Source organism: Acidovorax cavernicola (assembly GCF_003581445.1).
In genome coordinates, this window is the sequence record NZ_QXMN01000003.1 from 105,333 (window position 1) to 130,664 (window position 25,332).

At 68.4% G+C, this 25,332-nt stretch carries 22 protein-coding genes and 1 tRNA gene; 14 read left to right on the plus strand and 9 right to left on the minus strand.

Translation table 11 applies throughout. The annotated features are described in order from the left end of the window. Positions 1–18 precede the first annotated feature (18 nt). Positions 19–1,077, minus strand: coding sequence for a tRNA dihydrouridine synthase DusB (gene dusB, locus D3H34_RS04980; protein WP_119552329.1), 1,059 nt, complete (start codon positions 1,075–1,077; stop codon positions 19–21). A 182-nt stretch (positions 1,078–1,259) separates the two neighbouring features. Here dusB and D3H34_RS04985 point away from each other — a divergent pair, with 182 nt between their 5' ends. Then, a complete protein-coding gene (locus D3H34_RS04985; RefSeq protein ID WP_119552330.1) occupies positions 1,260–1,730 on the plus strand; it encodes a YqaA family protein in 471 nt (156 codons plus the stop codon). 118 nt (positions 1,731–1,848) lie between these two features. Here the strand turns inward: D3H34_RS04985 and D3H34_RS04990 are convergent, their stop codons facing one another. Next, complete coding sequence (locus tag D3H34_RS04990; protein ID WP_119552331.1) at positions 1,849–2,523, minus strand: glutathione S-transferase; 675 nt, start codon at positions 2,521–2,523, stop codon at positions 1,849–1,851. Positions 2,524–2,657: 134 nt separating this feature from the next. Between D3H34_RS04990 and D3H34_RS04995 the strand changes: the two genes are divergently transcribed. Then, positions 2,658–3,656 (plus strand): trypsin-like peptidase domain-containing protein, encoded by a 999-nt coding sequence (locus D3H34_RS04995; RefSeq protein WP_119552332.1) that lies wholly within the window; start codon positions 2,658–2,660, stop codon positions 3,654–3,656. Positions 3,657–3,790: 134 nt separating this feature from the next. On the opposite strand, the gene ychF is transcribed toward D3H34_RS04995, so the two are convergent. Then, a complete protein-coding gene (gene ychF / locus D3H34_RS05000; protein ID WP_119552333.1) occupies positions 3,791–4,882 on the minus strand; it encodes a redox-regulated ATPase YchF in 1,092 nt (363 codons plus the stop codon). Positions 4,883–5,169: 287 nt separating this feature from the next. Between ychF and D3H34_RS05005 the strand changes: the two genes are divergently transcribed. The 6 genes from D3H34_RS05005 to rbsD all read left to right on the plus strand — a co-directional run bounded on the left by D3H34_RS05005 (position 5,170) and on the right by rbsD (position 11,318). Then, positions 5,170–6,123: a sugar ABC transporter substrate-binding protein gene (locus D3H34_RS05005; RefSeq protein ID WP_119552334.1), complete on the plus strand. Its 954-nt coding sequence runs from the start codon at positions 5,170–5,172 to the stop codon at positions 6,121–6,123. Positions 6,124–6,242: 119 nt separating this feature from the next. Further along, positions 6,243–7,844 carry a sugar ABC transporter ATP-binding protein gene (locus tag D3H34_RS05010; RefSeq protein WP_119552335.1) on the plus strand — a complete coding sequence of 534 codons (1,602 nt, stop codon included), beginning with the start codon at positions 6,243–6,245 and terminating at the stop codon, positions 7,842–7,844. 9 nt (positions 7,845–7,853) lie between these two features. After that, positions 7,854–8,855, plus strand: coding sequence for an ABC transporter permease (locus D3H34_RS05015; RefSeq protein WP_119552336.1), 1,002 nt, complete (start codon positions 7,854–7,856; stop codon positions 8,853–8,855). 26 nt (positions 8,856–8,881) lie between these two features. Beyond that, a complete protein-coding gene (locus D3H34_RS05020; protein ID WP_119552337.1) occupies positions 8,882–9,961 on the plus strand; it encodes a LacI family DNA-binding transcriptional regulator in 1,080 nt (359 codons plus the stop codon). Beyond that, the gene (gene rbsK / locus D3H34_RS05025; RefSeq protein ID WP_119552338.1) at positions 9,958–10,923 is read left to right on the plus strand and encodes a ribokinase; all 966 of its coding nucleotides are present in this window, start codon (positions 9,958–9,960) and stop codon (positions 10,921–10,923) included. Before D3H34_RS05020 ends, rbsK begins: the two co-directional genes overlap by 4 nt. Next, positions 10,920–11,318 carry a D-ribose pyranase gene (rbsD, locus tag D3H34_RS05030; RefSeq protein ID WP_119552339.1) on the plus strand — a complete coding sequence of 133 codons (399 nt, stop codon included), beginning with the start codon at positions 10,920–10,922 and terminating at the stop codon, positions 11,316–11,318. The genes rbsK and rbsD overlap by 4 nt, the downstream gene beginning before the upstream one ends. 115 nt (positions 11,319–11,433) lie before the next feature. Here the strand turns inward: rbsD and D3H34_RS05035 are convergent, their stop codons facing one another. Then, positions 11,434–12,318: an MOSC domain-containing protein gene (locus tag D3H34_RS05035; protein WP_119552340.1), complete on the minus strand. Its 885-nt coding sequence runs from the start codon at positions 12,316–12,318 to the stop codon at positions 11,434–11,436. 87 nt (positions 12,319–12,405) lie between these two features. Between D3H34_RS05035 and D3H34_RS05040 the strand changes: the two genes are divergently transcribed. The 3 genes from D3H34_RS05040 to D3H34_RS05050 are packed head-to-tail and all read left to right on the plus strand — an operon-like array spanning position 12,406 to position 16,166. Continuing rightward, entirely contained in the window at positions 12,406–13,533 is a 1,128-nt protein-coding gene (locus D3H34_RS05040; RefSeq protein WP_119552341.1) for an FAD-dependent monooxygenase, read from the plus strand. 46 nt (positions 13,534–13,579) lie between these two features. Next, positions 13,580–14,299, plus strand: a complete 720-nt coding sequence (locus tag D3H34_RS05045; protein ID WP_119552342.1) for a DsbC family protein — start codon at positions 13,580–13,582, stop codon at positions 14,297–14,299. A gap of 4 nt (positions 14,300–14,303) precedes the next feature. Further along, a complete protein-coding gene (locus tag D3H34_RS05050) occupies positions 14,304–16,166 on the plus strand; it encodes a M61 family metallopeptidase (protein WP_119552343.1) in 1,863 nt (620 codons plus the stop codon). Positions 16,167–16,173: 7 nt separating this feature from the next. Here the strand turns inward: D3H34_RS05050 and D3H34_RS05055 are convergent, their stop codons facing one another. Beyond that, a complete protein-coding gene (locus tag D3H34_RS05055) occupies positions 16,174–16,782 on the minus strand; it encodes a DUF2325 domain-containing protein (protein WP_119552506.1) in 609 nt (202 codons plus the stop codon). Positions 16,783–16,937: 155 nt separating this feature from the next. Between D3H34_RS05055 and D3H34_RS05060 the strand changes: the two genes are divergently transcribed. Further along, positions 16,938–17,717: an enoyl-CoA hydratase gene (locus D3H34_RS05060; RefSeq protein WP_119552344.1), complete on the plus strand. Its 780-nt coding sequence runs from the start codon at positions 16,938–16,940 to the stop codon at positions 17,715–17,717. A 45-nt stretch (positions 17,718–17,762) separates the two neighbouring features. On the opposite strand, the gene D3H34_RS34630 is transcribed toward D3H34_RS05060, so the two are convergent. After that, complete coding sequence (locus D3H34_RS34630) at positions 17,763–19,091, minus strand: hypothetical protein (RefSeq protein ID WP_286185448.1); 1,329 nt, start codon at positions 19,089–19,091, stop codon at positions 17,763–17,765. After that, positions 19,088–19,762: a sigma-70 family RNA polymerase sigma factor gene (locus D3H34_RS05070; RefSeq protein WP_119552345.1), complete on the minus strand. Its 675-nt coding sequence runs from the start codon at positions 19,760–19,762 to the stop codon at positions 19,088–19,090. Before D3H34_RS05070 ends, D3H34_RS34630 begins: the two co-directional genes overlap by 4 nt. Positions 19,763–19,931: 169 nt before the next feature. Here D3H34_RS05070 and D3H34_RS05075 point away from each other — a divergent pair. After that, a tRNA-Met gene (locus D3H34_RS05075) sits at positions 19,932–20,008 on the plus strand. 85 nt (positions 20,009–20,093) lie between these two features. Here the strand turns inward: D3H34_RS05075 and D3H34_RS05080 are convergent. After that, complete coding sequence (locus D3H34_RS05080) at positions 20,094–21,359, minus strand: TolC family protein (RefSeq protein ID WP_167481124.1); 1,266 nt, start codon at positions 21,357–21,359, stop codon at positions 20,094–20,096. Positions 21,360–21,534: 175 nt separating this feature from the next. Between D3H34_RS05080 and D3H34_RS34180 the strand changes: the two genes are divergently transcribed. Continuing rightward, positions 21,535–21,957 carry a hypothetical protein gene (locus D3H34_RS34180; protein WP_167481125.1) on the plus strand — a complete coding sequence of 141 codons (423 nt, stop codon included), beginning with the start codon at positions 21,535–21,537 and terminating at the stop codon, positions 21,955–21,957. Between the two features lie 16 nt (positions 21,958–21,973). On the opposite strand, the gene D3H34_RS05085 is transcribed toward D3H34_RS34180, so the two are convergent. Beyond that, positions 21,974–25,300, minus strand: a complete 3,327-nt coding sequence (locus D3H34_RS05085) for an Ig-like domain-containing protein (protein ID WP_350308473.1) — start codon at positions 25,298–25,300, stop codon at positions 21,974–21,976. Positions 25,301–25,332: the final 32 nt, after the last annotated feature.

A 25,332-nucleotide genomic window follows, 5' to 3' on the forward strand; every position in this document is an offset into this window, starting at 1 on the left:
CTTTTTCTCTTTTTTCTTTCAATCGACGGCGCAGGCCGCCTCCTCTTCCGCCGACGGTTCCTCGTCTGCCGGCGGATCGGGCATGCGGTCCATGTGGTCCGCGAGCCCCTGGAAATAATCGCCGACCGCGCGCAGCTGTCCGGCGCAGTCTTCGATGGCGTTCATCCGTGCGCGGAACGCCTCGCCGTCGGGCAGCGCACGCACATACCAGCCGATGTGCTTACGCGCCGTGCGCACGCCGCTGAACTCGCCGTACAGCGCGTAGTGCGCTTCCAGGTGGTCCAGCAGCAGCCGGCGCACCTCGGCCACCAACGGCGGCGCGAGGTGGGTGCCGGTGTCCAGGAAATGCGTGATCTCGCGAAAGATCCAGGGCCGGCCCTGTGCGGCGCGGCCGATCATCACGGCGTCGGCGCCCGTGGCCGCGAGCACGTCGCGCGCCTTCTCGGGCGAGCGGATGTCGCCGTTGGCCACCACCGGCACGCGCACCGCGGCCTTCACGGCGGCGATGGTGTCGTACTCGGCATGACCCTTGTAGCCCTGCTCGCGCGTGCGACCGTGCACGGTGAGCATCTGCACGCCGGCCGATTCGAAGTCGCGTGCGAGCTTCACCGCGTTGCGGTTGTCTTCGCTCCAGCCGGTGCGCATCTTGAGCGTGACCGGCACGTTGTGGGGTTGCGCCGCATCGACCACGGCCTGCACGATTTCAAGCGCCAGCGGCTCGTCGCGCATCAGTGCCGAGCCCGCCCACTTGTTGCAGACCTTCTTGGCCGGACAGCCCATGTTGATGTCGATGATCTGCGCGCCACGCTCGATGTTGTAGACCGCGGCCTCGGCCATCATGGCCGCGTCGGTGCCGGCGATCTGCACCGCAATGGGGCCCGGCTCGCCGTCGTGGTTGGCGCGCCGCGAGGTCTTCAGCGTGTTCCAGAGCTCCTTGCGCGAGGTGACCATCTCGCTGACCGCATAGCCCGCGCCGAGTTCGCGGCACAGCATGCGGAAGGGTCGGTCCGTCACGCCGGCCATGGGCGCGACGAACAGCCGGTTTTCCAGCGTGTGGGTGCCGATCTGCAGGGTCATGGGAAGGTTGCTGTGCGGGTCGGCTGCTGAAAAATGAGGCACGATTGTAGCCACGTGGCATTTCAGCGACTGAAACGATTTACGCCTATTTGCACCTGCGACACAGGCGTAAACACCAGTATTTCGCGGGGCCTTCTCCCACGCGGTTGCGACGTGAGCGCTGCCTATACTCCGCCGACCTTATGCAAGCCTGGCTCGACGCACTCCTGGCGCTCCTCGCGCTCCCCCAGTACGGACTTTCGACGCTGTTCATCGCGGCCTTCGTGTCGGCCACGTTGCTGCCGGTCGGCTCCGAGCCGATCCTGTTCGGCCTGCTGAAACTCAATCCCGAGATGTTCTGGCAGGCCATCGCGGTGGCGACCATCGGCAACACGCTGGGGGGCGCGGTCGACTGGTGGATGGGCTACGGCGCACACAAGGTGGCCGACAAGTACGCGCACTCCAAGCACCATGTGCGCGTGCTCGGCTGGCTGGAGCGGCTGGGCCCGAAGGCCTGCCTGCTGAGCTGGCTGCCGATCGTGGGCGATCCGCTGTGCGCGGTGGCCGGCTGGCTCAAGCTGCCGTTCTGGCCCTGTGTGGGCTACATGGCGATCGGCAAGTTCCTGCGCTATGTGACGATGACGTACGCGCTCCTTTACGTCTTCCCGTCATAAGGACTTGGCTCGCCCCCAGGCTGCGCGCACTTCGTGTCGCTTCGCCAACCCCCTACCGGGGGGCAGGCCGGCCGCTTCGGGCGGCCGTGCGCGGCAGCCTCGCAAGGTTGAAGGGAACTCAGCTCAGCAGTTCGTAGGGGCCGCCGCGCTGCAGCGCGCGCTGGTAGGCCGGGCGCGCATGGATGCGCTCCAGGTACGCCATGAGCTTCGGTCGGCGCGCATCGAGCCCGCCGCGCGCCTTCGAGGCCTCGACCGGGAAGCTCATCTGGATGTCCGCGCCCGTGAAGCTGTCGCCGGCGAACCACTCGCTCTTGCCGAGTTCGGCTTCCATGAAGTTCAGGTGGCTCGCGATGTTCGGCAGGATGAACGCCGACTTCGCCTTCGCCGCGATGGCCTTGGCGATCGGCCTGGCGAAGAAAGGCATCTTGTTGCTCTCGATGCGGTCGAACACCAGCTTCAGCAGCAGCGGCGACATCGCCGTGCCTTCGGCGAAGTGCAGCCAGTAGCGGTAGCGCAGCGCCTCGGGCGAACCCGCCGGCGGCGCGAGCCGGCCCTGGCCGTAGCGCTCGATGAGCGACTCGATGATCGCGCCCGATTCCGCCAGCGTGGCGCCGTCGTCGGTCGTCACCACCGGCGACTTGCCCAGCGGATGCACGGCCTTCAGCGAAGCGGGCGCCAACATGGTCTTCGGGTCGCGCTGGTAGTGGACGATCTCGTAGGGCAGTTCGAGTTCTTCGAGCAGCCAGAGCACGCGCTGCGAGCGCGAGTTGTTCAGGTGGTGGACGGTGAGCATGGCGAAATGAAGCCTTCCGGCGGAGGATGCAGCGGGCGCGCAGTCTAACCACAACGCACGCGGGTTTCAGGCGCCCGCTGCGACAGCGTCACCGCCTACGGCAAACCGTGGTTCTGCTTCCTACACTGGACTGAATGGCTCCTCACTTCACGCGGCGCCGCCGCACATCGCTCGCAGCCGGGTTGGGGCTTGGACTCTGGCTCGGTCTCGCTGCGTGCCATGCCTGGGCGCTGACGCCCGAGGAGGTGTTCCGCAAGGTCTCGCCCGCGGTCTGGACCGTGAAGGGCGATCGCGGCAACAACCAGACCGCCATCGGCAGCGCAGTGGCCGTGACTTCGGGCGCGCTGGCCACCGCCTGCCATGTGGTCGACGGCGCCGTCTCCGTCACCGTGACGCAGGGCCCGATCACGTTGCGCATCGCGCGCATCCTGCGCGACCCCGACCCGTCGCGCGACCTGTGCGTGCTCACGAGTGAATCGCCGTTGCAGCTGCCTGCCGTGCAGATCGTGCCCGCCGGCGAACTGCGCGTCGGCCAGCGCGTGTTCGCCGTCGGCAGCCCGCACGGCCTCGAACGCACGCTGAGCGAGGGCCTGATCTCCGCGCTGCGTCCGCGCGCGCCCGGGCAATTGCCGATCGTGCAGACCTCGGCGCCGGTGTCCTCGGGCTCCAGCGGCGGCGGACTGTTCGACACCGAGGGCCGGCTGGTCGGCGTGACCGACAGCATCGCGCCCGGCGGTGCCAACCTCGGCTTCGCCTATCCGGCGCAATGGGTGATGGAACTGCCGCAGCGCGTGACCGCGGAGCTGACGACGTGGCGCGATCTGCTCAAGACCACCGGCGTGATGCTCGGCCCCGACGGTGAACCCGCGCCTTCAGGCCACGCCGAACTGTCAAACCTGCAGGCCCTGCCCGCCATCGGCGCCGACCCGACACCGGTGCACAACGCCTACCGCCAGTTCCTGTTGCAGGCCCGGCCCCGCATCTTCCTGATCACGAGCGACCACAAGTTCGGCACCGCCACCAACTCGGCCGCGCTGACCGAACACCTCAAGGGTTGCGCCGAACGCAAGGTGACGTGCGCGGCCTATGCGGTGGATGACACCGTGGTGTGGGGCAAGCAGAAGAGCAACTGATCGACAAGACAAGCGACAGCGAAGCCCCTTCGCGAAACACCGAGGAACCGGCTTCGCCGGGCCTCAGGTGTTGCCCCCGGCAGGGGGTTGGCGCAGCGGACACGCAGTGCCGCGCAGCCTGGGGGCGAGCGAAATCAGGAGCTGAAGAGGAAGTTCATCACGTCGCCATCCTTGACGACGTATTCCTTGCCTTCCGAACGCATCTTCCCCGCGTCCTTCGCGCCCTGCTCGCCCTTGTAGGCGATGTAGTCCTCGAAGGCGATGGTCTGGGCGCGGATGTAGCCCTTCTCGAAGTCGCCGTGGATCACGCCGGCGGCCTGCGGACCGGTGTCGCCGATGTGGATGGTCCAGGCGCGCACTTCCTTCACGCCGGCGGTGAAGTAGGTCTGCAGGCCCAGCAGCTTGAAGGCCGCGCGGATCAGGCGGTTCAGGCCCGGCTCTTCCTGGCCGATCTCGGCGAGGAACATCTTCTTGTCTTCGTCGTCCATCTCGGCCAGGTCGGCTTCGATCTTGGCGCAGATGGCGACCACGGGCGCGCCCTGCTTGGCGGCGTATTCGCGCAGGCGGTCGAGGTAGGGGTTGTTCTCGAAGCCGTCTTCCGACACGTTGCCCACGAACATCGCGGGCTTGGCGGTGATGAGCGTGAAGCTCTTCACCAGCGGCAGCTCTTCTTTCGTGAACTCCAGCGCGCGCACCGGCGTGTTCTCGTTCAGCGCCGCCTGGCAGCGCTCGAGCAGGCCGACGAGCTTCTGCGCGTCCTTGTCGCCCGAACGGGCGACCTTGGTGTGGCGGTGCAGCGCCTTCTCGACCGTGGCCAGGTCGGCCAGGCACAGTTCGGTCTGGATCACTTCGATGTCGGAGATCGGGTCGACCTTGCCGGCCACGTGGATCACGTTCTCGTCGTCGAAGCAGCGCACCACATTGACGGTGGCGTCGGTCTCGCGGATGTGCGCCAGGAACTTGTTGCCCAGGCCTTCACCGGTGCTGGCACCGGCCACCAGGCCGGCGATGTCGACGAATTCGACGATGGCGGGCACCACGCGCTCGGGCTTGACGATCTCGCTGAGCTGGTCGAGGCGCGGATCGGGCACTTCCACCACGCCCACGTTGGGCTCGATGGTGCAGAACGGATAGTTTTCCGCTGCGATGCCGGCCTTGGTCAACGCATTGAAAAGGGTGGATTTACCGACGTTGGGCAGGCCGACGATGCCGCATTGCAAACTCATGGGGGGTCCTCTTGGGTAACCCCCGATTTTAGCGAGCAAGACTCTCCCCAGGCTGCGCGCACTTCGTGTCGCTTCGCCAACCCCCTTCCGGGGGCGGGCCGGCCGCTTCGGGCGGCCGTGCGCGGCGGCCCTCTGGAACAGGCGCTTCGCAGGCCTCTCCGGCACACGGAATCTCAGGGTTAGACCCGAATGGCAAACGTTTGCGCAAACGTTTCCGTCGATTAACATCGGAGCCCCCGGCACAGACCGGCGACCCGCTCAGACCCCTCATTTCAGGAGACATCACCATGAAGTTCACCCGCCGTACCCTGCAAAGCGCTGCCGCACTGACCTTGCTGGGCGCCATCGCCGCAACGCCCGCCTTCGCCCAGGACAAGCCGAAGGTCGCGCTGGTCATGAAGTCGCTGGCCAACGAGTTCTTCCGCACCATGGAAGACGGCGCCAAGGCGCACCAGAAAGCCAACGCCGCGCAGTACACGCTGGTGGCCAACGGCATCAAGGACGAGACCGACACCGCCGCGCAGATCAAGATGGTCGAGCAGATGGTGGCGCAGAAGATCAACGCGCTGGTCATTGCGCCGGCCGATTCGAAGGCGCTGGTGCCGGTGATCAAGGCGGCCGTCGACAAGGGCATCCTGGTCGTGAACATCGACAACCAGCTCGACGCCGCCGCGCTGAAGGAAAAGGGCATCCAGGTGCCCTTCGTCGGCCCCGACAACCGCGCTGGCGCCAAGCTGGTAGGCGACGCGCTCGCCAAGGAACTGAAGTCGGGCGACAAGGTCGGCATCATCGAAGGCGTGTCGACCACCTTCAATGCACAGCAGCGCACCCTCGGCTACCAGGACGCCATGAAGGCCGGCGGCATGACGGTGGTCGGCGTGCAGTCGGGCCAGTGGGAGATCGACAAGGGCAACACCGTGGCCGCCGGCATGATGCGCGAGCACCCCGACCTGAAGGCCCTGCTGGCCGGCAACGACAGCATGGCGCTGGGCGCCGTGGCAGCCGTCAAGGCGGCGGGCAAGACCGGCAAGGTGCTGGTGGTGGGCTACGACAACATCGGCGCCATCAAGCCGATGCTGAAGGACGGCCGCGTGCTCGCCACGGCCGACCAGTTCGCCGCCAAGCAGGCGGTGTTCGGCATCGAGACCGCGCTGAAGGCCATCGCCGACAAGAAGAAGCAGGCGGAAATGCCGGCTGAAGTGAAGACCGACGTGGTGCTGGTCACCAAGTCCTCGAAGTAAATGTTGCTCGCCCCCAGGCTGCGCGCACTTCGTGTCGCTACGCCTACCCCCTACCGGGGGCAACACCTGCGGCCCGGCGAAGCCGGTTCCGTGGTGTTTCTGGAATAAGGTTGCCATCGATGGCTGATAACGATCGCGGCGCCCCCGTGCTCTCGCTGAGCGCGATGGGCAAGGACTACGCGGCGCCGGTGCTCGACGGCGTCTCGCTCGAGCTGCGTGCCGGCGAAGTGCTCGCGCTCACGGGCGAGAACGGCGCGGGCAAGAGCACGCTGTCGAAGATCGTCTGCGGGCTGGTGCAGCCCACGCGCGGCGGCATGCTGCTCGACGGCCGGCCTTTCGCGCCCGCCTCGCGCCGCGACGCCGAGCGTCTGGGCGTGCGCATGGTCATGCAGGAACTCGGCCTCGTCACCACGCTGTCGGTGGCCGAGAACCTGCTGCTCGACCGCCTGCCGCACAAGAGCGGCTGGATCCGCCGCGCCACGCTGCACGAGCTGGCCGAGCGCCAGCTCGCCAAGATCGGCCTGGACGGCATCGACCCAGCCACGCCGGTGGCGCGGCTGGGCATCGGCCAGCAGCAGATGGTGGAAATTGCGCGCAACCTGCAGGACGACACGCGCGTGCTGGTGCTCGACGAGCCCACCGCCATGCTCACGCCGCGCGAAACCGCGCACCTGTTCGAGCAGATCGAGCTGCTGAAGCTGCGCGGCGTGGCGATCGTCTACGTGTCGCACCGCCTCGAAGAACTGCAGCGCATCGCCGACCGCGTGGCGGTGCTGCGCGACGGCCGGCTGGTCGACGTGCGCGCCATGGCCGGCGTGCGCGAATCCGAACTGGTGCAGCGCATGGTCGGCCGTGAAGTGCACGAGCACGAAGGGCGCGAGCGCCGCGTGGCGGGCCCGGTGCTGCTGAGCGCGCGCGGCATCGGCCGGGCGCAGGTGGTGCGCGATGTCGACATCGAACTGCGCGCCGGAGAAATCATGGGCCTGGCCGGACTGGTCGGCTCGGGCCGCACCGAGCTCGTGCGGCTGCTGTTCGGCGCCGACCGCGCCGATCGCGGCGAGGTCGTGCTGCACGACGGCACGCCGGCCGCCCAGCCCGTGCAGCATGCGCGCAAGGGCTGGCGCTCGCCGATGCAGGCGATCCGCGCGGGCATCGGCCTGGTCACCGAAGACCGCAAGTCGCAGGGTCTGCTGCTGTCGCAGCCGATCCGTGTCAACGCCACGCTGAGCGACCTCGGCGCGATCTCGCACGCCGGCTGGCTGCGCCGCGCCAAGGAGCGCCAGATCGCGCGGAGGCTGGTGGAGCTGCTGCGCATCCGTTCGCGCAGCATCGAGCAGCCGGTGTCCACGCTCAGCGGCGGCAACCAGCAGAAGGTGGTGTTCGCACGCTGGCTGCACCGCGAATGCAAGGTGCTGCTGCTGGACGAGCCCACGCGCGGCGTGGACGTGGGCGCGCGCGCCGACCTGTACGCCGAACTCGACCGCATGACCGATGCCGGCAAGGCGCTCTTGATGGTGTCCAGCGACCTGCGCGAGCTGATGGCCATGTGCGACCGCATCGGCGTGATGAGCGCCGGCCGGCTGGTCGCGGTGTTCGAACGCGGCGAGTGGACCGAACAGTCGCTGCTCGCCGCCGCCTTCAGCGACGCCTCGGGCCGCGTGCCCGGCTCGCCAGCAGACTCTGCCTCCGCCGCCCCTGCCCCGACTTCCGCCGACGCCTGACGAACGACCATGAACGCCGCCTCTCCCGCATCTTCTTCCGCTGCCGCCAGCCAGCCGCCGTCCGCGCTCAAGGGCCAGCTCGGCACCTACCTGGGCCTGACGGTCGTGCTCCTGGGCATGATTGCGCTCTTCGGCTCGATGAGCGAATACTTCCTCACGCGCGACACCTTCATCTCCATCGCCAACGAAATTCCCGCGCTGGCCGTGATGGCGGTGGGCATGACCTTCGTGCTCATCATTGCGGGCATCGACCTGTCGGTCGGCTCCGTGCTGGCGCTGAGCGCGGCCGTGACGGCCGCCGCCATCCTCCAATGGCAGCTGCCGGTGCCGGTGGCCGCCATGCTCGGCCTGGCCACCGGCCTGGTCTGCGGCACGGTGACCGGCGCGGTGTCGGTCGCGTGGCGGCTGCCGAGCTTCATCGTCTCGCTGGGCATGCTCGAAGCCGTGCGCGGCGGCGCCTACCTGGTCACCGATTCGCGCACGCAGTACGTGGGCGACGCCATCTCGGGCCTGGCCGCGCCGTGGATCGGCGGCATCTCGGCCGCCTTCGTGCTCGCGGTGGTGCTGGTGGCCGTGGGGCAGCTGGTGCTCACGCGCACCGTGTTCGGCCGCCACGTGGTGGGCATCGGCACCAATGAGGAAGCCATGCGCCTGGCGGGCATCGACCCGCGCCCGATCCGCATCATCGTCTTCGCCGTCACCGGCCTGCTGGCCGGGCTCGCAGGCCTGATGCAGTCGGCCCGCCTCGAAGCGGCCGACCCGAACGCGGGCGTGGGCATCGAGCTGCAGGTGATCGCGGCCGTGGTCATCGGCGGCACCAGCCTCATGGGCGGGCGCGGCTCGGTGATCAACACCTTCTTCGGCGTGCTGATCATCGCCGTGCTCGAGGCCGGCTTGGCGCAGGTGGGCGCGAGCGAGCCGAGCAAGCGCATCATCACGGGCGCGGTGATCGTGGTGGCCGTCATCATCGACACCCTGCGCCAGCGCCGGGCCGAACGCCGACTGGCCTGAGCCTCGCAAGGAATCCGGAGAAAACCATGGCCACCATCAAGGACGTCGCACTCAAGGCGGACGTGTCCGTCACCACCGTGTCGCACGTCGTCAACGACACCCGCCACGTGAGCGCCAAGGTGCGCGAGCGCGTCGAGCTGGCCATCCGCGAGCTGGGCTACGTGCCCAACGCGATGGCGCGCAGCCTCAAGAGCAACACCACCTCGACGCTGGGGATGCTGATTCCCAACAGCTCGAACCCCTACTTCGCCGAGATCGTGCGCATCGTGGAAGACCGCTGCTTCGGCGCCGGCTACACGCTGGTGCTATGCAACACCGACGACGAGCCCCGCCGCCAGAGCGTGTACCTGCAGGTGCTGGCCGAGCGCCGCATCGACGGGCTGATCGTGGTGTCGACCGGCGCCGACGAAGACGACTCCCTCGTCACCCAGCTGCGCGGCCTGCGCATCCCCACGGTGCTGCTCGACCGCGAGATCGCCGACCCGGCCTGCGACCTGGTGGAAACCGCCCACATGCAAGGCGGCCTGCTCGCCGTGCGGCACCTGCTGTCGCTGGGCCACAAGCGCATCGCCTGCATCGGCGGGCCGACGGGCGTGACATCGAGCGAGCAGCGCATCGAAGGCTGGCGCATGGCGCTGGCGGAAACCGGATCGGCACCGAACGCCGACGCGCTGCTGTGGCGCGGCGGCTTCACCAGCCAGGGCGGCTACGAGGCGATGCACGCCATCCTGCGCACCGAGGAAAAGCCCTCGGCCGTGTTCGTGTGCAACGACCTCATGGCCATCGGCGCGCTGCGTGCCGCGCACGAAAGCGGTGTGCGCGTGCCCGACGAACTCTCCATCGTGGGCTTCGACGACATCGAACTGTCGGCCTACACCAGCCCGCCGCTCACCACCGTGGCCCAACCCAAGGAGCGCATCGGCGCGCTGGCGGTCGACATGCTGCTGGAGCGCATGGGCGGCAAGCGCCGCGACGCACGCAAGGTCGTGCTGCAGCCCGAGCTGCGCGTGCGCGCCTCGACCGCACGCCACGCGGGTTTTCGCGAAGCTGCCGTGACGCCCGACACCTCTCCCGCAGCCACACCCTCCAAGTCCCGCACCTCGTGAGCCTTCAGCCTCTTTCTTCTTCCCCCTCTACGCCGCCGCGCATCGTGGTGCTCGGCAGCCTGAACATGGACATCGTGCTGCGCGTGCCGCACGCGCCGACCGCGGGCGAAACCCTGCTCGGCCGCTCGATCGACGCCATCCCCGGCGGCAAGGGCGCCAACCAGGCCGTGAGCTGCGCCCGCGAAGGCGCGCAGGTGCACCTGATCGGCTGCGTGGGCAACGACGCCCACGGCCAGGCGCTGCGCGACGCGCTCGCGCGCGACGGCATCGACACCGCCGCGCTGCGCACCGACCCCGCCGAGCCCACCGGCACGGCGCTGATCCTGGTGGAAGACAGCGGACAGAACCGCATCGTGATGATCCCCGGCGCCAACGCGCGCGTCGCGCTCGACGACGCCGCCTTGCGCACGCAGCTGCAGGGCGCAGCCTTCTTCGTCGCGCAGTTCGAGACGCCCATGGACCAGGTCGCGCGCGCCATCGACGCCGCCCACGACGTGGGTTGCAAGGTGATGCTCAACCCCTCGCCCGTACAGCCCATCGCCGAGGCGCTGTGGCCCCGCATCGACACGCTGGTGGTCAACGAGATCGAGGCGCAGACCCTGTCGGGCCAGAACGCCGACAGCCCCGAAGAAGCCGCGCAGGCCGGCCAGGCGCTGCGCGCACGCGGCATCGCCCGCGTGGTCGTGACGCTGGGTTCGCGCGGCGCGGTGGCCATCGACGCCGACGGCGCGCGCCACCATCCCGCGCCGAAGGTGCAGGCGGTCGACACCACCGCCGCCGGCGACACCTTCCTGGGCGCGCTGGCCGTGGCGCTGGGCGAAGGCCAGTCGTTCGACGAGGCCGTGCGCCTGGGCATCCGCGCCGCCGCGCTGTGCATCCAGCAGCCCGGTGCCCAACCTTCCATCCCGCTGCGCGACGCCGTGCTGCGCAGCCCCTTGCCTCCTGACTGGACCACGCTGTGAAACGCTCTCCCCTGCTGCATGCCGAACTCTCCCACGTGATCGCCTCGATGGGCCACGGCGACATGCTGGTGATCGGCGACGCCGGCCTGCCCATTCCCGACGGCCCGCGCCGCATCGACCTGGCCGTGGCGCGCGGCGTGCCGGGGATCAGCGACGTGCTGAAGGCGGTGCTGTCGGAGATGCAGGTCGAGGGCATCGTCGTGGCCGACGAGGCATTGCAAGGCGATGCGAAGGCGCTGCCGGGCTGGTATCCGCAGTCGCTGGGCATCGCGCCGCAGACCGTGTCGCACGAAGAATTCAAGCGCCGCAGCGCGAAGGCCCGTGCCATCGTGCGCACGGGCGAATGCACGCCCTACGCGAACATCATCCTGATCGCAGGCGTCGCATTTGGCTAACCCCCAGGCTTGCCCACTTCGTGTGGCCTCCCTCCCCCTTTCAGGGGGCAATGCCTGCGGCCCGGCGAAGCCGGTTCCGCGGCATTCCTGATCAAGACAGGGAGCGCCCCGTTGGCTATTCGAAGCGGTAGTTCGCGCCCACCACCTGCCCCACCTTCAGCATGTGCTCCACGCCCTGCACCACGATGCAGTTCATGCCGAAGGTGATGCCGCCGTCCACGCGCGCGTCGGCGCGGTAGGTGCGCAGCATGTCGCCGACCTCGGGGCTGCTGAGCGCGGTGGCAGGGTCGATGTCGGGAATCGGGCAACGCGTGCAGGGCTTGACGGGGCGCAGCTCGGCCTCGCCTTCGCCCGTGGTGACGTGCAGCGCGTCGACCCGGTCTTCGTCGTGCGACTCGATGCCGGCCAGCACGATGTTCGGGCGGAAGCGCTCGATGCCGACCGGGCCGTGGCCGGCCGCCGCCAGGCGCTCGTTGAGTTCGGCGATCGAGCCCTCGCTCGCCACCAGCAGCGGGAAGCCGTCGGCAAACTGGTTCAGCGCCTCGACGCCGTCGGTCCACTTCAGGCTCGACAGACGCCGGTGTTCGGGGTCGAAGCGCACCAGCCGCAGCGTCTGCGGCTTGCCGGGCTCCGACAGGAAATCGCTGAACCACTGGGCGGCGATGTCGCCCATATCGTAGGCGGCGACCTCGTCCTTCCACACGCGCACGCGCACCGGCTGCTCGACGCGGTCGAAAGCCAGGTGCAGCGCCAGCATGCCGGGCGCGCGCAGCACCACCTCGGTGTGCTTCATCTGCGGCCGGATGAGCGCCATGCGCGGCAGCTCCCGCTGGGAGACGAACTCGCCCTGCGCGTCGACCACCATCCAGGCCCGGTCGAACTCGAGGCCGGTCTCGGTGAGCAGCATCTCGTCGAGCTCGACGCCCGCGCACGACTTGACGGGGTACACGAACAGGCGGGCGATGGTGGCCTGGAGATCGAAAGCGGACGGCTGCGACACGGTAGGGGTTCCTTTGAAATCGCTTGCCATTGTCCGGCATGAACGGGTATTGGCGCCCGTGCGCGGGGCAACTCCTACAATCATCCGATGGCTCTCCCCCCCGAAGTTTGTATCCGCGGCGCCGGCATCGTCGGCCGCACGTTGGCGCTGCTGCTGGCGCGCGAACGCGTGCGCGTCGCGCTGGTGGTGCCGCCGGCCCCGCCGGGCAAGGAAGACATCCGCGCGTACGCACTCAACACGGCGTCCCGCACCCTGCTCGAATCGCTGCGCGCCTGGCCCGACACGGCCCATGCCACGCCGGTGCACGAAATGCAGGTGCACGGCGACGACGGCGGCCGCGTGCAGTTCAGCGCCGCGCGCCAGAAGGTCGAGGCCCTGGCCTGGATCGTCGACGTGCCCGCACTCGAACAGCAACTGGTCGACGCCGTGCGCTTCCAGCCCCTGATCGATGTGGTGTCGGAGCCCGTGGCTGCACCGCTCACCGTGGTGTGCGAAGGCAAGGCCAGCGCCTCGCGCGCGGCACTGGGCGTGAGCTACGAGGTCACGCGCTACCCGCAGCACGCCATCGCCGCGCGGCTCGAGGCCGCGCACACGCACGACGGCATCGCGCGCCAGTGGTTCAACGACCGCGGCGAGGTGCTCGCCCTGCTGCCGCTGGGCGGCGTGCACGGCAAGACGCTGGCGCTGGTGTGGTCGGTCGACCAGCTGCGCGTGCCCGACCTGGTCGCCCAAGACGTCGATGCATTCGGCGCCGCCGTGAGCGAAGCCAGCCACGGCGAACTGGGCACGCTGCGGCTCACGAGCGAGCGTGCCGTGTGGCCGCTGTCGCGCGCCATTGCCGACCGCTGGTCCGGCACGATGCCCGGCCAGCCCACGCAATCGTGGGTGCTCGCGGGCGATGCCGCCCACACCGTGCACCCGCTGGCCGGCCAGGGCCTGAACCTCGGCCTGTCCGATGCGGCGGCGCTGGCCGAGGTGATCCGCACCCGCGACTACTGGCGCAGCGTGGGCGATGCCCGCCTGCTGCGCCGCTACGAACGCGCGCGCCGCGCCGACGTGCTGCAGATGAGCCTGGCCACCGACGGATTGCAGCAACTTTTCTCGCACAACCTGGGTCCACTGCCTACGTTGCGCAACTGGGGCATGCGCGGTTTCGACCGCACGCGCTTCGTGAAGCACTGGATCACCGCCCAGGCCATGGGCCTGAAAGCCTGACGCCGTTCGCCCGCCAGCCTCCCCTCTTTTTCTCGAGACCTTTCCGATGACCTTCGTCCGCCACCTTCTCGTCGCCGCCTGCGCGCTGCTCACGCTCTCCACCGCCGGCGCGGGCGAGGCCGAGATCCGCAAGAACCTGCCGACGCACATCCCGCAACTGCCCCCCATCGAGGAAGTCACCAAGACGCCCGTGCCGGGCCTGTACGAAGTGCGCCTGGGCGGCAGCCAGCTGCTCTACACCGACGAGCAAGGCAACTACCTGCTGCAGGGCAGCCTGATCGACGCCAAGAGCAAGCGCAACCTCACCGAGGAACGCGTCGAGAAGCTCACCGCTGTCGCCTTCGACAAGCTGCCGATCAAGGACGCCATCAAGATCGTGCGCGGCAACGGCAAGCGCAAGGTCGCGGTCTTCGAAGACCCGAACTGCGGCTACTGCAAGCGCTTCGAGAAAGACATGAAGAAGGTCGACAACGTGACCGTCTACATGTTCCTGTACCCGGTGCTCGGCCCGGACTCGACCGCCAAGTCGCGTGACATCTGGTGCAGCAAGGACCCGGGCAAGGCCTGGGCCGACTGGATGGAAAACAGCGTCAAGCCCGCGGCCGCCGGCAGCAGCTGCAACGTGACGGCCCTGGAACGCAACGTGGAGTTCGGCCGCAAGTACAACATCACCGGCACGCCCACGCTGATCTTCACCGACGGCAGCCGCGTGCCGGGCGCCATCCCCGCCGAGCAGGTCGAGAAGCAGCTCGCCGCCGCCAACTGATCCGATGGCGACGACATCCGCTTCCCGGCGCGCGGCGGTCGCCGCCGCAGCCGCTGCGCCCGCTGTGCACTACCGCGTCGAGTGCGCGGACCTTCATGCGCGCCTCTTCGCCGTCACGCTGACCATCGCCGCGCCCGCCGCGCAGCAACGCGTGGCGCTGCCGGTGTGGATTCCGGGCAGCTACCTCGTGCGCGAGTTCGCCAAGAATCTGCAGGGCCTGCGCGCCACGCAGGGCCGCCGCAAGCCGGTGCTGACGCAGCTCGACAAGTGCAGCTGGCAGATCGACTGCGTACCGGGCCAGGCGCTGGTGCTGCACTACCAGGTGTGCGCCTACGACAACTCGGTGCGCACCGCGTGGCTCGACGCCACGCGCGGCTTCTTCAACGGCACCAGCGTCTGCCTGCGCGTCGAAGGCCAGACCGAGGCGCCGCATGCACTCGAAATCGTGCCGCCCGCGCTGGCACCCGATGCCGCGCGCTGGTCGTGCGCCACCGCGCTCGTTCCGGTGAAGGCCGACAAGCACGGCTTCGGCAGCTACCGTGCCGCCAACTACGACGAACTGGCCGACAGCCCGGTCGAGATGGGCGCCTTCTGGAGTGCCGAATTCGAAGCCTGCGGCGTGCCGCACCGCTTCGTCATCGCGGGCGCCGCGGCGTCGTTCGACGGCGAACGGCTGATCGCCGACACGAAGGCCATCTGCGAAGCCGAAATGCGCTTCTGGCACGGCGACAAGGCCGGCAAGCGCGGCGGGCCGAAGCTGCCGATCGACCGCTACGTGTTCATGCTCAACGCCGTGGACGACGGCTACGGCGGGCTCGAGCACCGCCACTCCACCGCGCTCATCTGCAACCGCCGCGACCTGCCGCAGCGCGGCGAAAAGAAGAAACAGCCCGAGGGCTACACCACGCTGCTGGGCCTCATCAGCCACGAGTACTTCCACACCTGGAACGTCAAGCGCATGCGCCCGGCCGAGTTCGCGCGCTACGACTACAGCCAGGAAAACTACACGCAGCTGCTGTGGTTCTTCGAGGGCTTCACGAGCTACTACGACGACCTGCTGCTGCGCCGCGCGGGCCGCATCGACGACGCCGCCTACCTGCGGCTGCTCAACAAGACCATCAACCAGGTGCTGCAGACGCCCGGCCGGCTGGTGCAACCGGTGGCCGACGCGAGCTTCGACGCCTGGGTCAAGTACTACCGCCAGGACGAGCAGACGCCCAACAGCACCGTCAGCTACTACACCAAGGGCGCGCTGGTGGCGCTGTGCTTCGACCTCACGCTGCGTCAGGAAGGCAAGGGCACGCTCGACGACGTGATGCGCCACCTCTGGACGCACAGCAGCGGCGGCCCGATCAGCGAAGCCGACATCGCCGCCGCACTCGAAGCCGTGGGCGGACGCTCGTACGCCCCGGAGCTGGCGCGCTGGGTGCATTCGACCGACGAACTCCCGCTGGCCGCACTGTTGCGCGCGCACGGCGTGGCCACGCTCGACGACCCCTCGCAACCGGCGCAGGCGCTCGGCCTGCGCGTGGCCGAAAGCGGCGGCAGCGTGCAGATCAAGGTGGTGCTGCGCGGCGGTGCCGCCGAGAAGGCCGGCTTCTCGGCCAACGACGAATGGCTCGGCATCGAACTGCCGGCCATCGGCGGACGCGGCAAGGCCACGGCGCAATCCGCGCAGGCCTGGCGCATCACGAAGCTCGACGACCTGGCGCTGTACCTTGGCGATGCCACGAAGTGCACCGCCCTCGTCGCACGCGACCGCCGACTGCTGCGGCTGCCGCTTGTGCTGCCGACGGGATCGACCACATGGCGGCTGTTCGCGCACGACGCGGCCAAGGTCGCGGCCTGGCTCGCAGCCAAGCCGTAGTTTCTTCTCAGGCGATGTGATCGACGGCCGCCACCAGCGGCGGCCGCACGAACAGCATCGGCTGCGGCTCGCCCACCAGCACGCAGGGCTTGCCGGTGCGGCGGCAGTGGTCCTGCACACGCCAGTAGGCGCCGTGGCTCACGCAGCCGGTCTGGCAGATCACGAGGTCGGCAGCGCGCAGTCCCGCTTCGAGCGCCGCGGGGTCGTCGGCATCGTCGCCGCCGTCGTGGTGCAGGTAACGGCCGCCGGCAATCTCCACGAGTTGGCGCGCCAGCGAAGGCGCCTCCGGCGCCGCTTCCGAACGGCCGACGCACAGCACCGACTTGGCACGCAGATCGGCCGGCACCTCAGGCCCCGGCGGCAGGGCGTGATGGCGCCGACCGCCCGGCGCGAGCAGCGCATGCAGGCGCTTGGGCACGGCCGCGCCTGCGGCGGCGCGCGACGCCAGCTCTTCGCGCACGATGGCAATCGCCGAGTCGCGCGCCACCAGCGCACCGCGCAATCGCACGATTTGCGCCTCGAGCCGCTCGACCCGGGCGGCCTGCTCCATCAGCAGGCGCGAGCAACGCTCCTGCACGCGGGCATAGGCCCGCAGCAACACGGCATGTTCTTGCATCGGGAACTCCATGGCGGTCATTCTAGATGAGAATAATTCTCAAATAAAAGACCTGCATGACGCCCACACCGCCCGCAGGTGTCAGCGGGCCCGAAGCCATGCTCGGTATAGTGGGACGCGTTTTTTTCCCCACCTCCCCCGGAGACAGCGACACCATGAGCTACGAAAACATCGAAGTGCGGACCGAAGCAGGCAAGGTCGGCATCATCACCCTCAACCGCCCCAAGGCCCTCAATGCGCTGAACGACGCGCTGATGACCGAGCTGGGCCAGGCGCTCAAGGCCTTCGACGCCGACGACGCCATCGGCTGCATCATCCTCACGGGCAGCGAGCGTGCATTTGCCGCGGGCGCCGATATCTCGGCGATGGCCAAGTACAGCTTCATCGACACCTACAAGGGCGACTACATCACGCGCAACTGGGAAACCATCCGCTCGATCCGCAAGCCGGTGATCGGCGCGGTGGCCGGCTTTGCGCTGGGCGGCGGCTGCGAGCTGGCGATGATGTGCGACTTCATCATCGCGGCCGACAACGCCAAGTTTGGCCAGCCCGAGATCAAGATCGGCGTGATCCCCGGCGCCGGCGGCACGCAGCGCCTGCCGCGCGCGGTGGGCAAGAGCAAGGCCATGGACATGGCACTCACCGCCCGCATGATGGACGCCGCCGAAGCCGAGCGCGCGGGCCTCGTGAGCCGCGTGGTGCCTTTCGAGAAGCTGGCCGACGAGGCGCTGGGCGCCGCGCTGATCATCGCGGGCTTCTCGCAGATCGCCGTGATGGCGGCCAAGGAATCGGTCAACCGCGCCTTCGAGAGCGGCCTGAGCGACGGCGTGATGTTCGAGCGCCGCCTGTTCCACGCACTGTTCGCCACGCAGGACCAGAAGGAAGGCATGGACGCCTTCCTGACCAAGCGCCAGCCGGATTTCAAGAACGCCTGACCCGTGGCTCCGCGTTGATCGCGGGCCCGGCGACCTCGACGGTCGTCAGCGGGTCCGCGACAGCGCCGTGCGCAGCGCGTCGAGCGCCTGCGCGGGCGGCGTACCGGTGAATGCGGGGCCGCCCGGCTGCGGCGTCCACCGCACCTGATCGCCCGCGATCTCGAGCACGGCCAGCAACGCGCCGTCGCGCCGCAGCTCGATGCGTGCCTCGACCGGCAAGGCCAATTCCCCACCCGACACCGTCGCCGCGCGCGCCACGGCATTCACCTGGGCCGCCAGGCCTTCGGTGTCGCCGCGCGCCTGGCGCGTGGTGGTGCCGGCGCGTGTGATGTCGAGCGTGGTCCAGCGATCCAACGCCGCGAAGCCGCCGGCCGTGGCCGGCGCGCGCAATGCAGCCTTGCCTGCGGTCGGCGCGGCAGCCAGCGCAGGAGCGGGAGCGGCCGGTGCCGCCTGCACAGGCGCGGCCCGGCGCTGCATGCCTGCGACATTCGCGTTGGCGCCGCCCTGTGCGGCGGACGACGCAACCGATTCCGCGGACTCGCGCTGCATCGGCGCTGCAGGTGCTGCAGCTGCAGCTGGAGCCGGAGCCGGTGCAACGGCCGGCGCCGGCGGTGCGGCCGCGTAGGGCATCGGGCTCTGGCCGACATCGGCCATGGGAGGCGCCGCCGGTGCGGGGGCCGCCGCGATGGCGGGGGCCGTGGGCGCAGGCGCGGGCACGGGTGCCGCTCTTTCCAGCATCCGGTCTTCGTCTCTCTGTGCTTTCTGGGACGCCGCCGCGGTGGAAGCCTCGCGCCGCCGCGATGCTTCACGCGCCTCGGCCGCTTCACGCGACTTCGGGCTCTCTTTCGCATCACGCGCAGCCTCACTGCGCTGAACTGTCGGCGGCGTCACGTTCGCGGTTGCGGCTGTTGGCGGCGCGGAAGATACCGAAGGCGCAGGAGGCACGACGGGCGCCTGTTCCACAGCCGGCGCCTCGGCCGATGGCGCAGGCACGGGCATGGGCGGTGCCGACGCAGGCGCCCCGGCCACCTGTGCCTCGCCGTCGAGCCGTGCGTCGGGCACCGGCTCGCGATGCCACAACACGGTCACGAAGGTCGCCACGAGCACGGTTGCGAAGGCCGCGTTCCACGGCATGTGCGAGCGGGGCCCATCGCCGCCGAGCAGGCGCCGCCACCAAGGCGCAGCCCCTGCCGCTCGGCCGGCTTGTGCTGCGGGTGCCGACGCCGCGGCGAGGTTGTGCGCCACCTTCAGGATCGCCTCGCGCGTGTGGGGCGCGGGCATTGCATCGCGGTCGGGCGCGTGGTCCAGCGCGCGGCGCAGGCGCGCGTCGTGCAGGTCGTCCATGCCGTCGTGGTTGTCGTTGCTGTCGCTCATGCCCGCTGCTCCAGCACCGACAGGTAGCGTTCCATGCAGGCGCGCAGCTTCTGCAAGCCGTAGCGCAGGCGGCTGCGGACCGTCTCGAAGCCGATCTCCAATCGGTCGGCGAGTGCGTCGACAGTCAGGCCGTCTTCATGGTGCAGGAGGAACGCGGCGCGTTGCTCGGCCGGCAGTTCGTCGAGACAGGCCAGCAGCCGGCGGCCGGCAGCGCGCCAGAACGCCAGTTCTTCGGCCGACGGATGCGCCGACGCGTCTGCGGCACCGCGCACGCCGCGGTCCAGCGCGGGCACCGCATCGCCGTCATCGTCCGTCGCGTGGGCATCGAGCGCGACCTCGCGCCCGCTCACGCGCAGGCGGTCCATGGCGAGGTTGTGCGCGATGGTGAAGGCCCAGGTGCGCCACGTGGCGCCCTGCGGCGAAAAGCTGTCGCGCGCCGAGATGATCCGCACCCAGGTGTCCTGGAACACCTCGTCGGCCTGCGCCGCCAGCCGCGCGCCGAGCAGGCGGCGCACGAAGCGGAACAGGCCGCCTTCGTGGCGCGCATAAAGCACGTCGAAGGCGGCGGCGTCGCCGTGGGCGTAGGCCAGCATCAACTGATCGTCGGGCATGGCGTCGCGCTCGGAGGCGGAGCGGGCAGCAGCAGAAGGGGCGCGTGGCAGCGCAGACATCGAAGGATTGTCACCCGAGCTTGTACGGGCCAGACACACGATCGGGGTTAGGCCCGGATGCGATTCGAAGCATCGGCGCGCAGAAAAATCGATCTGAAAGCGCCGGGGTGTTGAACTGGCTTCGAAGCCTGGGCTATAATCGCGGGCTCGGTGCACAATTGCACTGAACGGCTCTTTAGCTCAGTCGGTTAGAGCGATGGAATCATAATCCACAGGTCCGCGGTTCGAGTCCGTGAAGAGCCACCAGTCAAAGAAAAGCCTTGCAAGTCAACGACTTGCAAGGCTTTTTGTTTTTCCGAAGTCCTGATCGCTCCCGGCGCGACGACTGCCCTCAAAGCACCGTGGCACCGCGCAGCCATTCCAGCAGCATGGCGGAGTCGGCGCGCATGCGCAGGTCGGCGGCCTCGGCGTCGAAACGGCTGTTCACCTGCGCGGCCTGGTTGGCGTAGTGATCGCTCTCGGCGCTCAGCACGTCGAGCAGGGTGCGCTTGCCCAGGTGATGCCACTGCTCGAAGAAGATCTTGCGCACGCGGTCGGTCTCCACGATCAGTTCGGTGTACTCGCCCGCACGGCTGGCGGCGGCGTCGCGTTGCTCGGCCGCGGTGCGCAGCCGGTAGGCCAGGTCGCGCGAGGCGGCCTCGGCCTTTTCTTCTCCGGCAGCGGCCCGCTCGAACGCCGCGCGTTCCGAGGCTTGGCCCGAGCCACCCTGGAAGGCCGTCCACTGCAGCGACAGCCCTGTCGACCACGGCTGCCGGTTACCGTTGATGTCTTCCTGGGTGTTCTTGCCGACCACCCAGTTGAGTTGCGGCAGTCGTGAGGCCTTCACCGATTCGGCATACAGGCTGGCCGCCTTGGCCTCGGCACGGGCCTGCTGCATCGCGGGGTGCTCCGTGCCGGCCACCAGGGCGTCCTTCAGTGCGACGGGGCGGATCTGCCAGGCCAGGTCCGCGGGCCACTGCACTTCCTCGCCGATCAGCTTCATGAGGGTGACCTGCACCTCGCGCAGCTTGGCCACGATGGCATCGCGGTTGGTCACCGCCTGCAGGCGACGCGCGCGCGCCTGCGTCAGTTCGCTGGCACGCCCGCGGTCGTGCTCGACGATCTGCCCGAGCATGTCCACCAGTTCATCCATGCGCTTCACATAGCTTTCGCTGGCTTCGAGCGCGGCCTGCTGGCGGCGCTGCTCGAGCAATGCCAGGACGGTGTCGTAGGCGATGCGGTGCCGCACCTGCGTCAAGGCCTGGAACTGCGCCTTCGAGGTCTCGCTGCGGCTGTCGATGGTGCTGCTCAGGCGCCCCCAGTCGTATACCGGCGTGGTGATGGCGACGTTGCCGCTGGCGCGGCGCGTGTTGGCAGTGGTCGCGGGGCTGCCGCCGAAGGTGGCCGACGGCGACGACAACCCCACTTGCACCTGTGGCCAGCGCTGGCCCTTGGCCTGTTCGACGTCGTACTCGGCGGCCTTCCAGTTGGCTTGCGCTTCGCGCGCTTCGGCGCTGAGCTCCAGCGCCTTGCGCACCATGCCGTCGAGGTAGCTGCGCAGGCGCTCGCCCTCGTTCGTGGACAGGCCCAATGCGGAGGCCGACGTCGAAGCCGACACCTTGCGCATTCCGTAAGGCGCAGGCGCCCTGGATGCAGTCGGCGAGGCCGATGGAACCGACGGCATCGACGCGCGCAGCGGTGGTGCCAGCCGCCGCGCCATCTTCAGCGCAGGCGCATCGTTTGTCCCTCCTGGCTCGGCGGCCAGCGCCCTTGTCGCCGGCGCCACAACACCCATGAGCATCGAAACCGACAACGCGGCACCGACGCCCGATTGCATGGCTTTGTTCTTCATTGGGCCCCTCGTCTCCTCGCGCTTGCGACGCGCTTCGCGCGCCTTGAGCACCGGCTTGAGCGACAGCCCAATCGGCGCCTCTCCCCCTGCACGGATTTCCATCGTCGCCGCCATGCCCTGCATGACCGAACGCTGCTTGCCGCCCGCATTCGACGATGCGTTGTGGGTGCATACAAGCAGGCGCAAGTATGAAGTGGCGCCCCTTGCCCTGTCTTGCTTTTTTTCGTCGTCTGCCCGCACGCCGGGGCATGTCGGGTTCGGTCACACCTTCTCAGGACACCCCGTCCCTGCAAGCCTGCACCGCGCTCGCGCGGCTGATGACGTGGCGCTGCTCGCGCGACGCCCGCCGGGCCGCGCTGCATGAAGGCGATGAACGCGGCTTAGAGAATGGTCACGTGCACCTTGTCCTCGACCAGCAGCTCGGCCGTGCCGGCCAGGTTGGTGTAGACCTCGTAGGTCACGCCGCTCACCGTGGTCGAGCCACTGCCGGTCCAGTCCGCGTTGCCGCCAATCAGGTTCACTTCGCCATCTGCGCCGTTGACCAGCATCTGCACCTTGCCGTCGGCCGTGACCATGTCACGCGCGCCACCAGCCAGCACGTCGTCCGTGCTCAGCGACAGGGCGTTGCCGCCCGCGCCCAGATCGAACTTCTCGAAGCCCTGCACCTTCAGCCCTGCGGCCGACAGGTCGATGTGCATCGCCTTGCCGTCCATCACGAGCGTGTCGATGCCCAGGCCGCCGTTCACTTGCGCGAAGTCGGTGCTGTTGATGCGCACGATGTCGTCGCCGGAGCCGGCATGCACCGTGTCGCCCGTGCCGACGTTGCGGACGGTGTCGTTGCCGGCACCACCGCGCAGCCGGTCGGCGAAGCCGAGCCTGGCGATGATCTGGTCGTCGCCCGCCGTGCAGGCATGCGTCGGATCGCTCAGCACGCTGCCATCCGCGAACACGTCGCCGTTGTGGTTTTCGAAAGACGCGACCCTGCTTTCATAGGGATCTGGCGCTGCGATTTCATGCAGACCCGAAGCGCCGAAATGGAGGTTGTCGATCCAGACGTACTGGCCGACGTGTGTTGAAAAAAGAACCTTGGTGTACGCCAGCCCGGCAGGCAGCGTGGTCGAGAACTCCGCCTGTCCAGGGCCTCCAGTCAGCGGGGCATTGACGGTGTGGATCACCGCACCCTTGCTGTCCATGAACACGACGTTCATGGAATTGGTGAGTTCGCCATAGGTCATCGAGAAGTAGTTGCTCGACTTCCCGTCGTCCAGGGTCAGGTAGTTCCCGCCCCAGACCCCCATGCCGATCGAGGGCGTGATGAAGCCTTCGCCGGTCCGGAAGCCTTTCTCGATGATGCCGGCCGGCCACGTAGGCTGCTTGCCCAATTCGCTTCCACTCCAGTGCATGGTGACCGGCCCGAGGTCCAAGGTCGACGGGGCCGATACGCGCATCGGGGTCATGGCCTCGAAATCGATGAAGTTCTCAACCTGCGCCACGTGGTTCGATGCATTCCCTGCGGCGTCCATCAGGCCGGCAGAAATTCGCTTCGTGCGCGCACCGGCGACCGCGAAAGTGCAGTTCCCCTGCGCCAGTTCATGCGGCGTCAGCACGTGCTGCCGAAGCACCCCGTCCACGGACAGGACCACCATATCGCCCACCTTCAGGGTCCCTGCATCAAAGCCGACGGTCACGGCGTCGGCATCGATCACGAGACTGGTCGGCACAGGCGGCGCGATGAAGTCGAACGTGATCTCGTACGCATCGGAGGTTGCCGTCAGTTCGCCCTTGGGAGTGATTGCGGTCGCCTCGTAGCGCACACGACCGTCGACATGCGAGGTCTTGTCTTCGATGGACCAATGCCCATCCGGATCGGCAACGGCAGTGCCAACCACGACGAATTCCCCCTCGCCGCCCCAGTGCACGCGCAACGTCACCCTTTCACCGGCGCCCGCGGTGCCCGAGATCACCGGCTGCGGGTCGTTGCTGACGCCCGTACCGTTGGCCACCGTGCCCCGCATCCATCCGGTGTCGTCCTGGATGTCGACAATCACCGGTGCCGCAAGCGGGGCCGTGAAGACTGTCAGGTCGAACCGATCCGACGGCACGCTCCAGTTGCCGGCCGCATCCACGGCCTGGACCGTGAACTCATGCGGGCCGGCGCTCAGTGCCACGGGCGGTTCGAAGCGCCATGCGCCTTCGGAATCCACCACCACGCTGCCGAGCTCGACGCCCTTGTCCTTGATGACGAGCAGGCTGTTCTTCTCGGCAGTGCCGGAAAGCACCGGCAGGACGTCATCGGTCTCGTCGCCCGAGCTCAGGTGGCCTGTGACGTTGCCGACATCGTCATACGCGCCGTCGATGGTGGGCTTCTCCGGCAGTTTCGTGTCCACGTTCAGTACGAACGGCTTGCTGCGCTCGCTCTCGCCCTTGGCCGGCAGCGTCACCGTCGCCTGGAAGGTGTGCTTGCCTTCGCTCAACGCCACCTCGGGCGTGAGCTCCCACGTGCCGTCGACATCGGCCGTCACCCGGCCGATCACCACATCGCCTTCGTAGATCGTCACGAGGCCGCCTGCCGTCGCGGTGCCGAACAGCATCGGCGTGGCGTCATCGGTGATGCCGCCGCTTGCGACCGTGCCCGTCACGTCACCCGCGTCATCTTCTGCGCCGTAGATGTTGACCTTCTCCGGACGCGTATCCACCGTGAACTCGATCTTCTGCGTGTCCTCGCTCATGTTGCCCGCGCGGTCCACGGCCGCGAAGTTCAGGATGTGCAGGCCATCCGCCAGCGGCGTGTCGGGCGTGAAGCGCCAATTGCCGTCTTCATCGGCCACTTCGCGGGCGATCTCCACGCCCTTGTCATAGACGATGACGGTTGCGAAACGCTCGGCCTTGCCCGTGATGACCGGCTTGTTGTCGTCGGTCACGCCGCCGTGGGTGATCGGATCGGTGATGCGGCCTTGGTCGTCCTCGATGCTCAGCACGACCGGCATGTCCGGCGCGATCTTGTCGATGAAGATCACATGCACTTCGGTGCCCACCACGAGTTCACCGCTGGGGTACTGGTGCGTGACCGAGAGCTGGTGCTCGCCTCCCTTCAGCGGCAGCGAGGGGCTCAGCGACCAATCGCCATTGGCGTTCGCCTGCACCCGGCCCATGACCTCGTTGCCGTCGTACACGTTGACCCACACACCGGCTTCGGCCTTGCCCGAGATCGTCGGGCGCGAGTCGTCGGTGTAGCCACCGCTTTCGATGGGGCCCTTGGTCGCGCCATGAGCGTCCACCACCTGTTCAATGACTGCAGGAGGATGAGCGAAAGCGATCGCACCCGCATCCGCTGTCTGGACGCCGACCGGCTCGCCCGTCGTCGGCGTCTTCAACGGAAGCTCGAAGATTTCAGAGCCCCTGACAGGGTCAGCCTGCCCCTGGAGTGCCACTGCGTCGTCGATGTTTTGCGCCTGCTGATCGACAACAAACTTCGTTGGCCTGGATGTCATGAAACTCTTGTGCCTTTGCTTTGGAAAGAAATGGAACCGGATCGGTGCGAACGCCCGTGCCTTGCCCGAAAGGGCCCCTTTGAAGTACGCATGCATATCCGTCGACATGGTCACCACGTCGTCTCCGTCGGTGCCATAGAAGCTCTCCTTGTTGGAGTCGATCACACTCGGATTGCGGCCTTCCGTCTTGTGCGTCACGTCTCTCTTGGTGAACATGTCCAGCGTCAGGCTCGCCTCGTTCGAGATGA